This is a genomic window from Nocardia macrotermitis, assembly GCF_009604405.1.
Taxonomy (GTDB): Bacteria; Actinomycetota; Actinomycetes; order Mycobacteriales; family Mycobacteriaceae; genus Nocardia; species Nocardia macrotermitis.
Window position 1 is genome coordinate 154,022 of the sequence record NZ_WEGK01000010.1, and the last position, 13,366, is coordinate 167,387.

13 protein-coding genes are annotated in these 13,366 nt (G+C 67.6%); 4 read left to right on the top strand and 9 right to left on the bottom strand.

Annotation, left to right across the window (positions count from 1 at the left end; genetic code table 11):
* Nucleotides 1-11: 11 nt before the first annotated feature.
* The 5 genes from NRB20_RS22985 to NRB20_RS23005 all read right to left on the bottom strand — a co-directional run bounded on the left by NRB20_RS22985 (nucleotide 12) and on the right by NRB20_RS23005 (nucleotide 6,546).
* Nucleotides 12-1,202 (bottom strand): NAD(P)/FAD-dependent oxidoreductase, encoded by a 1,191-nt coding sequence (locus NRB20_RS22985; protein WP_153412395.1) that lies wholly within the window; start codon nucleotides 1,200-1,202, stop codon nucleotides 12-14.
* A gap of 106 nt (nucleotides 1,203-1,308) precedes the next feature.
* Nucleotides 1,309-2,829: an acyl-CoA synthetase gene (locus NRB20_RS22990; RefSeq protein WP_153412397.1), complete on the bottom strand. Its 1,521-nt coding sequence runs from the start codon at nucleotides 2,827-2,829 to the stop codon at nucleotides 1,309-1,311.
* Between the two features lie 108 nt (nucleotides 2,830-2,937).
* Entirely contained in the window at nucleotides 2,938-3,687 is a 750-nt protein-coding gene (locus NRB20_RS22995; RefSeq protein WP_153412399.1) for an SDR family NAD(P)-dependent oxidoreductase, read from the bottom strand.
* Between the two features lie 112 nt (nucleotides 3,688-3,799).
* Entirely contained in the window at nucleotides 3,800-4,459 is a 660-nt protein-coding gene (locus tag NRB20_RS23000) for a TetR/AcrR family transcriptional regulator (RefSeq protein ID WP_153412401.1), read from the bottom strand.
* A 95-nt stretch (nucleotides 4,460-4,554) separates the two neighbouring features.
* The gene (locus NRB20_RS23005) at nucleotides 4,555-6,546 is read right to left on the bottom strand and encodes an alpha-ketoacid dehydrogenase subunit alpha/beta (RefSeq protein ID WP_153412403.1); all 1,992 of its coding nucleotides are present in this window, start codon (nucleotides 6,544-6,546) and stop codon (nucleotides 4,555-4,557) included.
* A 136-nt stretch (nucleotides 6,547-6,682) separates the two neighbouring features.
* Here NRB20_RS23005 and NRB20_RS23010 point away from each other — a divergent pair, with 136 nt between their 5' ends.
* Nucleotides 6,683-7,849 (top strand): acyl-CoA dehydrogenase family protein, encoded by a 1,167-nt coding sequence (locus NRB20_RS23010; RefSeq protein ID WP_153412405.1) that lies wholly within the window; start codon nucleotides 6,683-6,685, stop codon nucleotides 7,847-7,849.
* 391 nt (nucleotides 7,850-8,240) lie between these two features.
* Here NRB20_RS23010 and NRB20_RS23015 read toward each other — a convergent pair whose 3' ends face one another.
* Nucleotides 8,241-8,444 carry a hypothetical protein gene (locus tag NRB20_RS23015; RefSeq protein ID WP_153412407.1) on the bottom strand — a complete coding sequence of 68 codons (204 nt, stop codon included), beginning with the start codon at nucleotides 8,442-8,444 and terminating at the stop codon, nucleotides 8,241-8,243.
* A gap of 169 nt (nucleotides 8,445-8,613) precedes the next feature.
* On the opposite strand from NRB20_RS23015, the gene NRB20_RS23020 reads away from it, so the two are divergent.
* Both NRB20_RS23020 and NRB20_RS23025 read left to right on the top strand, forming a co-directional pair.
* The gene (locus tag NRB20_RS23020) at nucleotides 8,614-9,789 is read left to right on the top strand and encodes a sensor histidine kinase (protein WP_153412409.1); all 1,176 of its coding nucleotides are present in this window, start codon (nucleotides 8,614-8,616) and stop codon (nucleotides 9,787-9,789) included.
* Nucleotides 9,777-10,421, top strand: a complete 645-nt coding sequence (locus tag NRB20_RS23025) for a response regulator transcription factor (protein WP_319945289.1) — start codon at nucleotides 9,777-9,779, stop codon at nucleotides 10,419-10,421. The genes NRB20_RS23020 and NRB20_RS23025 overlap by 13 nt, the downstream gene beginning before the upstream one ends.
* Nucleotides 10,422-10,423: 2 nt before the next feature.
* Here NRB20_RS23025 and NRB20_RS23030 read toward each other — a convergent pair whose 3' ends face one another.
* Together NRB20_RS23030 and NRB20_RS23035 are read right to left on the bottom strand one after the other, a co-directional pair.
* Nucleotides 10,424-10,999, bottom strand: coding sequence for an isochorismatase family protein (locus tag NRB20_RS23030; protein WP_319945290.1), 576 nt, complete (start codon nucleotides 10,997-10,999; stop codon nucleotides 10,424-10,426).
* Nucleotides 11,000-11,042: 43 nt separating this feature from the next.
* Entirely contained in the window at nucleotides 11,043-11,276 is a 234-nt protein-coding gene (locus NRB20_RS23035; protein ID WP_227833775.1) for a ferredoxin, read from the bottom strand.
* Nucleotides 11,277-11,489: 213 nt separating this feature from the next.
* Here NRB20_RS23035 and NRB20_RS23040 point away from each other — a divergent pair, with 213 nt between their 5' ends.
* Nucleotides 11,490-12,014, top strand: a complete 525-nt coding sequence (locus NRB20_RS23040) for a nuclear transport factor 2 family protein (RefSeq protein WP_153412411.1) — start codon at nucleotides 11,490-11,492, stop codon at nucleotides 12,012-12,014.
* A gap of 28 nt (nucleotides 12,015-12,042) precedes the next feature.
* On the opposite strand, the gene NRB20_RS23045 is transcribed toward NRB20_RS23040, so the two are convergent.
* Complete coding sequence (locus tag NRB20_RS23045) at nucleotides 12,043-13,236, bottom strand: acyl-CoA dehydrogenase family protein (RefSeq protein ID WP_153412413.1); 1,194 nt, start codon at nucleotides 13,234-13,236, stop codon at nucleotides 12,043-12,045.
* Nucleotides 13,237-13,366 lie beyond the last annotated feature (130 nt).

Genomic DNA, 13,366 nt, shown 5'->3' on the forward strand with positions numbered 1-13,366 from the left:
TCCTGTCGGATTCAGCCGATCGGGCTGGGGGCGAACAGCGCGTCGAGGATCTCCTGTCGGCGCAGCCGGGTCTGTTTGGGCATATTCCAGCCGAGTACGCCGGTGACCAGGCCGTCGGTGCGGTACACCGCGACGAAACGTCGCGCCGCGATCTCACCCTCGACGACCTCGACGTCGGCTCCGGGCCGCAATATGCCGTGGACCTGGAGTTTCGCGTCGAATTGATCGGTCCAGAAGTACGGCACCGGGACATACGGCCGGTCCACACCGAGAATGTTCTCCGCGACCGCCGCGGCCTGTTCGGTGGCATTGGTGCGGTTCTCCAGCCGGATCAGCCCGAATTTCTCGTGCTCCCAGCGGGCGACGTCGCCGACCGCGTACACACCGTCGGCGGCACCGCAGCGCGCATCGCACACCACCCCGTTGTCGAGCCGAATTCCGCTGTCCTGCAACCACTGCGTGTTCGGTATCGCGCCGATGGCGACGACCACCAGATCGGTGGGGAGTTCCTCATCGGTCGTCAGCCGCACGCCGGTCACGCGGCCTTCGGCGCTCAGCAACTCGCGCACGCCGGTCCCCAGCCTCAGCCGCACACCACGTTCGGCGTGCAGTTCGCCGAGCACACCCGCGATCAAGGGGCCGACCTGCAACTCCATCGGCGCGGACAGTGGACCGACGATGGTCACCTCGGCACCGAGAGTGCTTGCGGTGGCGGCGATCTCGGAACCCAGCACACCTTCGCCGACCACCACGACGCGCACGCCGCCGCCCAGCGCGTCGCGGAGGGCGAGCGAATCCTCCAGGGTCCGCATGACGTGGACGCCGGTCAGATCCGACTGGCCGGGCAGGGTGCGCGGCCGCACGCCGGTGGCGATCACGATCGCGTCGGCGCTCAGACTGCGGCCGGAATGCGTTCGCACCGTGCGGGATTCGACATCCAGTGCGGTCGCCGCGTCGCCGAGCAGGAATTCCGCGTCCAGCGAGCGCACATCCTCGGCGGAACGCAGCTGAGCCTTGTCCGGCTCCCAGGCCCCCGAGAGCACCTGCTTGGACAGGGGCGGACGGTCGTAGGGCATATGCCACTCGTCGCCGAGTACCGTGATCTCACCGTGATATCCCTTGCGCCGCAAGGATTCCACCGTGGACAACCCGGCGGCCGACGCACCGACGACCAGCACGTGCGCGCAGTCGGAATGACTCATGGACGACTCCTGTCTCGTTCTGCGGCGTGCACCTCAGGCAATATTAGAACAATCGGTCGGTACAATCAAATGAATACGGGTCGACCACACCCCCGCGCGCCTGCGCTCAGGCGCCGGTGTCGCGCAGGTTGCGCTTGAGAACCTTGCCCGAAGGCGTGCGTGGCAGCACATCGATGAAGCTGACCTCCGCGGGGACCTTGTACTTCGCCAGACGTCCCCGGCAGAACTCCTGGAGCGTCGCGGCATCGAGCGAACTGTCCGGACGCAGCACCACGAACGCCTTGGGCACCTCACCCCAGCGCGGATGCGACATCCCGATCACCGCCGCCTCCAACACATCCGGGTGCTCGTACAGCACCCGCTCGACCTCCGGCGTGGCGATGTTCTCACCACCCGAGACGATCATGTCCTTCTTGCGGTCCTCGATGTAGAGGTAGCCGTCCGCGTCCAGCCTGCCGATGTCGCCGGTGTGGAACCAGCCCTCGCGCAAGGCTTTTCGCGTGGCCTCCGGGTCGCGCCAGTAGCCGGTCATCACCTTTGGGCCGCGCACGGCGACCTCGCCCAGCTCACCGGCCGGAACCGGTTCGCCGTTGTCGTCGAGCACCGCGATGCGCACGTGCGCCACCGCGCGGCCCACCGAGCCGACCTTGGAACGCATGTGCGCCGGATCGTTCACGGTGTCACCGGAAACCGTCTCGGTCAGGCCGTACGCATCGGCGAACCAGGCATCCGGGAAGGCCCGGCCGATGCGATCCAGCAGCGGAATCGGCATCTTCTCACCGCCGCCGGTGATGAACCGGATCGAGGAGGTGTCGCGCTCGAGGATGTCCGGCAGTTGCAGCAGGGCGTTCATCATCGACGGGGCGAGCCAGATATTGGTCGGCCGCAGTGTCTCGATCGCGTCCACCACCGCGGCGGCGTCGAACCGGCGCACCAGGCTCATCCGGCCACCGGCGTGCAGGGTGGCCAGACCCGGCAGATCCATCCCGCCCACGTGGTACAGCGGGCCGCAGACCAGGGTGTTGTCGGCATCGGTGAGCCCGAATTCGAGGATGTGCGCGAGGTTCTTCCAGATCAGATTCGCATGCGAGATCATCACGCCCTTGGGCCGCGAGGTGGTGCCCGAGGTGTACACGAGTCGTTGCAGCGCATCGGGTTCGACGTCCACGATCGGCACACTCGCGCCGAGATGCGGGGTCAGCAGGCCCTCGTAGTCGAGCCAATTCCCTTGCGCCACATCGACACCGAGCTTGTGCCGCAGGGCGGGCAGCCGCGGCGCGAGTTCGTCCATGCCGCCGATGAATTCGCCCTCGGTCAGGATCGCGACCGCCTCGGAATGTTCCAGGATGAACTGCCATTCCGCCGGGGACAGCCGGTAGTTCAGCGGCACTATCGCCGCGCCGATCCGGTTGGCCGCCAACATGATCTCGACGAATTCGACGCGGTTGTAGAGCAGTACCGCGATGATGTCACCCGCGCCGAGCCCGAGTTGTCGCAGGGCGACGGCCAGGGCCTGGACGCGGACGGACAGTTCCGCGTGGGTGAGTTCACGATCGGCTTCGGACAGGGCGACCCTGTCGGCGTATCGGTGCGCGCTGCGATCCAGCACGGAGGCAAAGTTGAACATGCACGGCCTCGCTGTGGGGAGGAGAATCCTCGAAGTTTTATGTACCGATTAGCCTAATAAACTCTGGCCCGGCTCACAACCGGCAATCCGATGGAGATCACCGCAGGCTCACGGCAGCGAGTAGCCACCGTCGACCACCAGGGAATGTCCTGTGACCCAGGAAGATTCGTCACTGGCGAGGTAGACGACCGCGCCGGTGAGGTTGTCCGGGGAGCCCAGACCCAGCGGATGTTTCGCCTCGATGGCCTGCATCGCCTCGGCCGGGAGCGTCTCGTGCAGGGCCGTCGGGAAGGTGCCCGGGCACACCGCGTTCACCCGGATGCCCTCCTTGGCGTATTCCAGCGCGGCCACCCGGGTCAGGTGGATCACGCCCGCCTTGGAGGCACAGTACGGCGCGGCGTACGACCACGCGGTCAGGCCGCTGACCGAGGCGATGTTCACGATCGAGACCGGCGAGCGTTTGCGCAGGGCGCGCGCGACGGCCCGGATCGCGTGGAAGGTTCCGGTCAGGTTGACCGAGACGGTGCGTTCGAAATCCTGCGTGGACAGGTGGTGGATGCGCGCGTTCGGGGACACGATGCCCGCGGTGTTGACCAGCCCGTTCAACGTGCCGTACCGCTGGGCAGACGCCGCGACCAGGGCGTCGAACTCGTCGCCGTCGGTCACGTCGAGACGTTCGGCCGACGCCGTCGCACCAGCTGCCCCGATCTCGTCGGCGAGCGCCTGCACCGCCTCGACGTTCAGATCGGCCAGTACGAGGGCCGCCCCTTCGGCGGCACAGCTGCGCGCGACCGCCGAGCCGAGCGCGCCCGCGGCCCCGGTCACCAGAATCGTCTTGCCCTCGAGTCTCGAACCCATGATCGCCCTCTTTCGAATATCGGCGTCGAATGTCCGGGTAAAGTTATTCCGAACAATCGGTATAAGAAACCATACGCCGCGATCCTGTCAAGAGACGCGGAAACTCGTACCGCTAGGCGGCGGGCGCGGTCCGATACGCCGCCACGCCCGCCTCCACGGCCGCGAGATCGCAAGTGCCACCGGCGAATCCGCCGAACAGCGTGGCGCAATAGGTCGCGGACAGAAACTCCGCATCCCACTTCTGGCCCGGTTTGACCCACTGGTAGGTGTGGTTATGCAGATTGAGGAACTGCAGGGTGGCCAGGGTCGGATCGGACCCGCGGATCGAGCCCTCGTCCATGGCGGCGGTCAGCAGGGCGCGCACCACACCCTCGAAGGTCTGCCGCCGTTCCAGCATGCGGGTGCGATTCTTGCCGGTGAGCTGGCGATAGTCGTGCTCGTAGACCCAGATGTGGTCCAGTCGCGCGAAGATCATGCTCAGCAGCTCGCCCGAGAGCAGGCGCAGCTTGACCAGCGCCGGGGCGTCGTACTCCGAGATCCGCGCCGCGGCGTCGATGAGCGGGTTCAGCACCCGCTCCTGGATTTCGACGAGCAGATTCTCCTTGGAGCCGATGTAGTAGTACAGCGCCCCCTTCGCGAGGCCGACCTTGTCGCCGAGTTCGACGATTCCCGTGGCGGAGTAGCCTTTGCGCGCGAAGAGCTCCGCGGCGGTGTCGATGATCTCCTGCCGCTTGACCTCGTAGGCGGGACCGTGTCCGGGTGGGCGGGGCATCGGATCCTCTCTTTCGCCGGATTCGCGTCGAAAGTTCGATCATATACTGTACCGACCATTCGATCGAACATGTTGATGCTGGTCAGGACCGTACGTCAGGATCGCATCTCGTAGGACTCACGGATGGCCGCCTCGATGCGCTGCTGATCCGGCAGCCAGAGTTGCTCGAGCACCGGCGTGTAGGGCGCGGGCGAGGTACCGGCGGTCACCCGGATCACCGGTGCGTCCAGATGCCAGAAACCCTCGCGCACCGCACGCGCCGCGATCTCGGCCCCGATCCCGAACTCCCCCACCGCCTGATGCACCACGACCAGGCGATTGGTCTTGCGCAGCGAGGCCAGCACGGTGTCGAAATCCAGCGGGCTGATCGTGCGCAGATCGATCACCTCGACCGACAGTCCTTCCGCGCCAAGGCGTTCGGCGACCGCGAGACAATCGTGGATCGGCTTCGAATAGGACACCACGGTCACATCGGTACCGGGACGTCGCACGATCGCCTTGCCCAGCGGAACGATGTGATCGACCGGCGGTTGCGGCCCCTTCATGCCGTAGAGCAGGCGGTTCTCGATGAACACCACCGGATTCGGGTCCTGGATCGCCGCGCGCAACAGCCCGTAGGTGTCCGCGACGGTCGAGGGCATCACCACCGTGAGCCCGGGAATGTGCGCCAGCAGCGCCTCGAGGCTCTGCGAATGCTGACTGCCCGAGGACTTCCCGGCCGCGAACTGGGTGCGCACCACCAGCGGGACGCTCACCGCGCCGCCGGTCATGAACCGCATCTTCGCCGCCTGGTTCATCAGCTGATCCAGGCAGACGCCGATGAAGTCGAAGTACATCAGCTCGACCACCGGCTTGAAGCCGGCCATGGCCGCGCCCACGGCGGTGCCCATGATGGCGCTCTCGGAGATCGGGGTGTCCCGGACACGATCCGGAAAGCGTTGCGCCAGACCGCGAGTCAGCGCGAAGACGTTGCCGCCCTTGCCGACATCGATACCGGCCAGGAAGACCGCCGGATCGTCCTCGAGCTCCTTGGTCAGCGCGTTGGTGACCGCGTGCATGACCTTCCAGGCGCCGGTCTCCGGCACCGGCGGTTCGGGTAGCTCCGGACGCGGCGAGGTGACGTAGTCCGCGACCGTTTCCGGGGCCGGATACGGTGCGGCCGTGGCCTTTTCGATCGCGTCGGCGATCTCGGCCTCGATCTGCGCCTCGATGGCCGTGAGCTGGTCGGCGAGCCCGTGTGCGCGCATCGTCGCGCCCAGGACCAGCAGCGGATCGCGCTGCTTCCACTCCTCGAGTTCCGTTGCGTCCCGGTAGCTTTCGGGGTCGCCCTCGTAATGCCCGTGCCAGCGATAGGTGCTCGCCTCGACCAGGATCGGGCCCGCGCCGCCGCGCACCCGGGCGACGATCGCGTTCTGCAACTCCGCCACCGCGAGCACGTCGTTGCCGTCCACCGCCTGAAACTCCACGCCGTAGCCGATCGCGCGTTCGCGCAGGCTCGCGCGATGCTGGTCGGCGGCGGGCGAGAACTCCGAATAGCCGTTGTTCTCGCACCAGAACACCACCGGCAGATTCCACACCGCGGCCAGGTTGACCGCCTCGTGGAAGACGCCCTGGGCGACCGCGCCGTCACCGAAGAAGGCGACCACCACTCCCCCGGTGTGCCGCAACTGCGCGGCGGTGCCCGCGCCGACTGCGATCGGCAGGCCCGCCCCGACGATGCCGTTCGCGCCGAAGATGCCCCGGCGCGGATCGGCGATGTGCATGGAACCTCCACGGCCCCTGCATGTTCCGGTCTCCCTGCCCATCAACTCGGCGAACATGCCCTCGACGTCCAGGCCCTTGGCGATGCAGTGCCCGTGGCCGCGATGAGTCGAGGTGACCACATCACGATCGTCCAGCGGCCAGCACGCCCCGACCGCCGACGCCTCCTGCCCGATGGACAGGTGCAGGAAGCCGGGGATCTGCCCGTCGGCGTAGAGCCGCGCCGCCCGCTCCTCGAACCGTCGGATGCGGAACATCCTGCGGTACATCTCCGACATCGCGGCCGGACTGGTCGTATCCGGTGGGGTCAACGCTGCTGCGGTCATAGATCTCTGCCAATCGGTCACGAAGTCGCGGGGCGCGCCGCCGGTTGACGTGGCACGCCGTTGGAGTCAATATTATACCGATTGTTCTAAAGAACAAGGGTCGCCTACGCGGCCACCGACAGGACGGACTCCCGACATGGATCTAGACCTACCCGCCGAGGCGCTCGAACTACAGCGGCTGTGCCGTGACTTCGCCGCGGCCGAGATCGAGCCGCACGCCGAATCCTGGTCGGAGGCAGAGCGATTCCCCGCCGAGGTATTCCTGAAGATGGGTGCGCTGGATCTGACCGGTCTGCTGATTCCGCAGGAGTACGGGGGCACCGACGCCGGATATCTGTCCTATGTCGCGGCCATGGAGGCGATCGGCGCGGCCGATCAGTCCTTCGCCGCCTGCTGGAACGCGCACTCCACGATCGCCTCGCTCCCGCTGGCCGTGTTCGGCACCGACGAGCAGAAACGCACATGGCTCACCCCGCTCGCGCAGGGCACCCACATCGGCGCGTTCGGATTGACCGAGCCCACCGCCGGATCCGACGCGAGCGGCATTCGCACCACCGCCCGCCGCGAGGGTGACGAGTGGGTGATCGACGGCACCAAGATGTTCATCACCAACGCGGGCACCGAAATCAGCCTGGGCGCAACGATTCTGGCGGTCACTGGGCGAAATGCGGACGACACCAAGCGATTCGGCACCTTCTTCGTCCCGACCGGCACCCCCGGCTACTCCGTGGGCGCACCGTTGAAGAAGATCGGCTGGCACGCCATGGACAGCCGCGAACTGATCTTCGAGAACTGCCGCATTCCCGCCGAGAACCTCATCGGAGAGGAGGGCAACGGGCTGCGGCAGTTCCTCGACGTCCTCGACGCCGGACGCATCAGCGTTGCGGCACTGGCACTTTCACTCGCCCAGGAGGCCCTGCGCCTGGCGACCGCGCACGCCGCCGCCCGCGAACAGTTCGGCAAACCGCTCTCGGCGTTCCAGGCGGTGCAGCACATGATCGCCGATATGGCCACCGAGGTCGAGGCCGCCCGCGCCCTGGTCTACCGCGCCGCCTGGCTCGCCGACAACGGCAAACCGTTCGGCCAGGCCGCGGCCATGGCCAAGCTCTACGCCTCCGAAGCCGCCAACCGCGCGGCCGGCGCGAGCGTCCAGATCCACGGCGGCTACGGCTACATCCGCGAATCCAAGATCTCCCGACTCTACGCCGACGCCAAGGTCCTGGAAATCGGCGAAGGCACCAACGAGATCCAACGAAACGTCATAGCCCGCAACGTCCTTCGCGCCGCATCACAACGAAGCTGAGTCTCGGCGCGAATCCCCCTTGCGCCACAGCCCGAGGACCGCACTCGCGCGAATAGTCGGCAACTGCACGACCACGCACAGCAAGGCAACAACACACGGCAGGGCGACCGAGATCAACGACCCCGCTCGCCCTGCCGCCGTTTTCAGACCAGCCAACCAGATGCTTTGGTGGCGTTGCCATTTCATGCCGAGCCGATCGGTAGACCGGCCCAGGACGGATAGACTTCCTTATTTCACACTGGCCGTAGGGAACGGTGTAGCTCTGCTTAGGAGTTCACCCTGGCGAATGGACTGCCCTCATCGCGGGAGTCCGGGCCGCCGAAGTCATCGGCTCGGCGGCCCGGCGGAAAACGCTGTGCGCCAGGGCAATCGAGGCCAGCACTGCCCGGAATCAGGCGGGGCGCGCCCGGCGCAGCCAGAGTGCGGAGCCTGCGCCCAGGGCGACCGCGCCCATGCCGGCGCAGGTCACCACCTGTTGGATGCCCTGCGCGCCGACGGCCTCGGCTACCGGGGCGAAGCCGACGGCCAGGGCGACCGCGGCGTTGAACAGGAACAGGAACCAGAGGATGGATTTCTTGGCGAGCAGCGATTTCATGGTCGGTCCTTCGGAATTCGGAGGTCGGTGGATGTCTGCGGTAGACGATTCCGTTTTCGGCTCGTCGCAACGAGGGAGCGCGTGCCCGAATCCGGGGTGTAGCGGGCTACACCCCCGCTCGGGACCGCGCTTCACCGACGTGCGACCCGACCGCGCATAGCCTGGGAACATGCGGAAGACGGTGCGGCAGGCGGGGCGGGCAACCCTCCAGCTCGCCGATGCGCTCGCGCTGGCGATCGGCAACTATCTGTTCATCAATATGCTGCTGCTGACGGTGGCGGGCGCGGTGGCGGTCGTCGGCATCGGCATCGCGCCGGTGACGGTGACGCTCATACGGCGCTTTGCGGGAGCCAAGCGACGGCAGGTCGCGGCCTGGACCGGAACCCAGGTCCCCGAGGCGTATCAGCCGATCGAGGGCGGGCTGCGAGAGAGCCTGGACGCGGTCCGCCACGACCCCACCGCGTTCTCGGATCTGCGCTGGATGGTGGCGTACTACGTCTACGGGCTGCTCGCCGTGCTGGTGATTCCGCTCTGGATCGCCGGAATCCTGATCGACGGCGTGTGGTGCGGGCTGCTCGGACGCGAAGCCGTCGTATTACCGCTGATCAGCCGGGTGGCCGACCTGGATGCCGAATGGTCGCGGCGACTGCTCCAACCACCGCCCAAGGCGCTGCTGGCCGCCCGGGTGGCCGAGCTGACCCAGACGCGAGCGGGTGCGATCGCCGCGCACGAGGCCGAGCTGCGCCGCATCGAACGCGATCTGCACGACGGCACCCAGGCCCGGTTGGTCGCGCTCACCATGCGGATCGGCCTGGCCGAACGCGCCCTCGACCGGGATCCGGCCACCGCGCGCACCATGCTCGATCAGGCCCAGGAACAGGCCGAACAGGCGTTGGCGGAGCTGCGTCACATCGTGCGCGGCATCCATCCGCCGATCCTCACCGATCGCGGTCTGCCCGGCGCGGTCCGGGCGCTGGCCGCCGACAGCGGGCTGGAGGTCACCGTGGACTCCGATCGCGCCCTCGACACCGCCCGCGCACCCGCGGCGCTCGAGGCCGCCGCGTATTTCGTTGTCGCGGAAGCGTTGACGAACGCGGCCAAACACAGCGGGGCCCGGCGCGCCGAGGTGAGCCTGACCCGCATGCCGCGCGGACTGCGGGTCGCGGTGCGCGACGACGGCGTCGGCGGCGCGCAGGAGAAACCCCCGGATACCGCCAGCGCGCCGGGTGGTTCCGGACTGGCCGGGATGCGCCGTCGCATCGCCGCGCTGGACGGTACGTTGTCGCTGACCAGCCCCGTCGGGGGCCCGACCGTGATCGAGGTGGAATTGCCGTGCGTGTGGTGATCGCCGAGGACAACGCCCTGTTGCGCGAGGGCCTGGTGCTGTTGCTGACCTCCGCCGGACACGAGGTGGCGGCCGTCGCGGGCACCGGCCCGGAGATCCTGCCCGCCCTGCGCGAACACCGGCCCGACATCGCGGTCCTGGATGTGCGGATGCCGCCCGATTTCCGCGACGAAGGGTTGCGCGCCGCCCTCGCGGCCCGCGCCGAACTCCCCGGTCTGCCAGTGCTCGTGCTGTCGCAGTACGTCGAACAGTCCTATGCCACAGAGCTTCTCGGCGGCGGCGCGGCCGGCATCGGCTATCTGCTCAAGGACCGCGTCGGCCGCGTCGACGAATTCCTGGACGCGCTCGACCGCGTCGCGGCCGGAGGCACCGCGCTGGACCCGGAGGTGGTGAGCCAGTTGCTCACCCGACGCAAGAACTCACCCCTGGACTCGCTGACCCCGCGCGAACGCGAGGTACTCGAACTGATGGCCGCCGGACACGACAACACCACCATCGCGGCCACCCTGGTGGTCACCGAGCGCGCGGTCAGCAAACATATCGGCAACGTCTTCCAGAAGCTGGGCCTGCCGCCGACCGACAGCGGACACCGCCGCGTGCTGGCGGTACTGGCCTACCTCGAGAACGCCTGAACTCAGGCCGGGGCCGACTCGAGCAGTGCGAGGACCTCCGCGGTGGTCCCGGTCTCCCCGAGCGACGGGAAGATCCGCACGACGCTGCCCTCGTGCGCCTCGACGCTGAAATCCGTCATCGCGTCGGTGGCCAGGGTGACGTGGTAGCCGTGCTCGTACGCCTGCCGCGCGGTCGATTCGACACCGAAACTCGTCGCGATACCGATCACCACGACCTGCGTGACCTCCAGTTTCCGCAGCAGCTGATCCAGCTCCGGATTCATGAACGCACCCCAGGTCTGCTTGAGCAGTTCGTGATCGGAGTCCTGCTGATTCAGCTCCGGGAGGAGATCCGCCGAATCCGCGGGCGGGCGCGGCGCATCGGCCGGCCTGCTGAACGAGCGTTCGGTGCGCCCCGGCGCCATCCCCGTGGCCCGCACCAGGATCACCGGCAGCCCCCGCGCCCGGAACCCCTGGGCCAACCGGGCCGCATTACCCGCGACCTCGGCGACCGGATGCGCCAGCGGCAGCGCCGCGACGCCCTTTTGCAGATCGATCACGATCAGGGCCGAATGCGGATCCAAGACGGTCAGCGACACGGTGACTTCCTTTGCGGGACTTGGGAACACGATGATCCGACAGTCACTCTACGGCAATCGCCCGTTCCGGACAGGCCAGCGCGCCCTCGCGGGCCGCGACGGCGAGTTCGGCGGGAATCTCACCGTCGTAGGCGAGTGCGTAACCGTCGTCGTCGAGTTCGAACACATCCGGGGAGGTCGCCCAGCAACGCGCGTGGCCGGAGCATTTGGTGGTGTCGATGGTGATCTTCATCAGACGGAACCGTTTCTCGAGTGTGGGCTGGTTGCGCAGGTTCATCTGTAGCACCGGCCGAAAATGCCCGTCGCGGACGTCTCGCCCAGTGGAAAGTCCTGCGCCAGGGCACTTTTCGGGCCGCGGGCCGGCAGGCTCGAGGGCGGCGGGCTTCCGGTCTCCGGGACGGCCGAACTCCTCCCGGCCGCGTTCTCTGTTAGCGCTGAGCACGGGCCGACGCCGTTGCGCCACGGCCGATATCGAGCGAGGAGAACGCAGATGAGCATTCCCGACGATTCCGTCGCGATCCTGTCCGCCAAGGAAGCCGTTCGCGAGGTGCTGCACGCCTATTGCCGAGGGTTGGATCGCATGGATCGACCACTGGCCGAGAGCGTGTGGCACGCCGACGGGACCGCCGACTACGGTCCCGGATTCCGTGGCACCGGAACGGGTTTCCTGGATTTCGTGTGGGAGTTCCATGCCGGATTCCGCGCGCATTCGCATCGGGTGAGCAATGCGATCATCCGGGTCGATCTCCCGGCCGGGACCGCCGTCAGCGAAGCGTATGTCGCGGTGTGGTTGCAGACCTCGCCCGCCGACGGATTCGTGACCGATCAGTTCCATCGTGGCAGGTACATCGACCGTTGGTCGTGTCGCGAGGGTGTGTGGGCGATCGATCACCGAACCTATGTCGCGGATCTGTTCCGTGAGGTCCGCTCGCCCGCCTCGGAGGCCGGGCCCGCCAACTGGGGTGCGCGGGATTCCTCGGATCCGTCGTATCTCGAATTCGGCGCGTCGATGTGAGGCGGCCGGGCGCGGGCGGGTGCTCATCTCACCGGGGTAATCCCAGCCCGCGCTCTGCGACCTGGGTGCGCAGGATCTCGTTGGCGCCGCCCGCGATCGTGTAGGCGCGCGAATACAGTTGCGCGTCCTGCCACCAGCCACCGGCCACGACCGCCGGATCGGCCTCCTGCAAGAGTCCGGCGGTGCCCTGCAACCGGACGCCGTAGGCGACCAGATCGTGATTGAGCTCGCTGAAGAAGATCTTGCCCAGCGGCGCGTCGGCGGGCTGTTCGGTGTGATGCAGCATGCGGGACTGGGTGAGGCCGAGAATGGCGGCGTTCACGTGCACGCGGGTGGCGAGTTCGCCGATGGTGCGGCGGGTCGCGGAATCCTCCAGTGCTGCAACGCCGTTCACGGTCGTCTCGGCGGCGAGGCGGAGCAGGTCGTCCAGGGTGGTGAGCAGTTCCGCGCCGCGCGCGGCCACCCCCGAACGCTCGTGGCCCAGGCTGCTCATCGCCGCCCGCCAGCCCTCGTGCACCCGGCCGATCACATTCGCGACCGGGATGCGGACGTCGTCGAGGAAGACCTCGTTGAAATCGGTGGTCCCGGTGATCTCGCGCAGCGGCCGCACGGTGACGCCCGGCGTCCGCATATCCAGGGCGAAGGCGGTGATGCCGCCGTGTTTGCGCGGCGCGTCGGGGTCGGTGCGGGCGAGCAGGTAACCCATGTCGGCGTGCTGGCCGTTGGTGGTCCACACCTTCTGCCCGTCGACGACGAACACCGCGTTCTCGCCCTCGCCTTCCAGCCGGGCGCGGGTGCGCAGGGACGCCAGGTCCGAACCCGCGCCCGGTTCGCTGAACAGCTGACACCAGATGTCCGCACCGCTGCGAATCCGGGGCAGCAGGCGCATCCGCAGTTCGGGCGTGCCGAATTCGATGATCGCGGCGGCGGCCAGCGTCGCCGCGCCGATCGGCGACCAGGTGCGGGCGCGGGCGATCTCCTCGGCGACGACGAAGGATTCGAGCGGATGCGCGTCGGGACGACCGCCGAATTCCGCGGGCCAGTCGATGCCGAGCAGACCCGCCGCATACAGCTTCGCGGTCCAATCCCGAATCGCCGGAACGAGTTCGGGCTCGGGCGCGCGGACTCCAGCGTGCTGCTTGATGCCGGGCGCATGCTCGGCGATGAACGCGCGCACCCGTTTCCGGAATGCCTCCAGCTCCGGTGTGGATTCCAACCGCATTACTCCACGCTCCTCTTCTCGAGCCGCAGCACTCGGATTAATTGCACTCTATATTCGAACTTCTCGACCGCGACCCGGAATACATCCCGCCGATCGGGGGTGGGAGATTTAAAAGAGTATACTTTCAAAC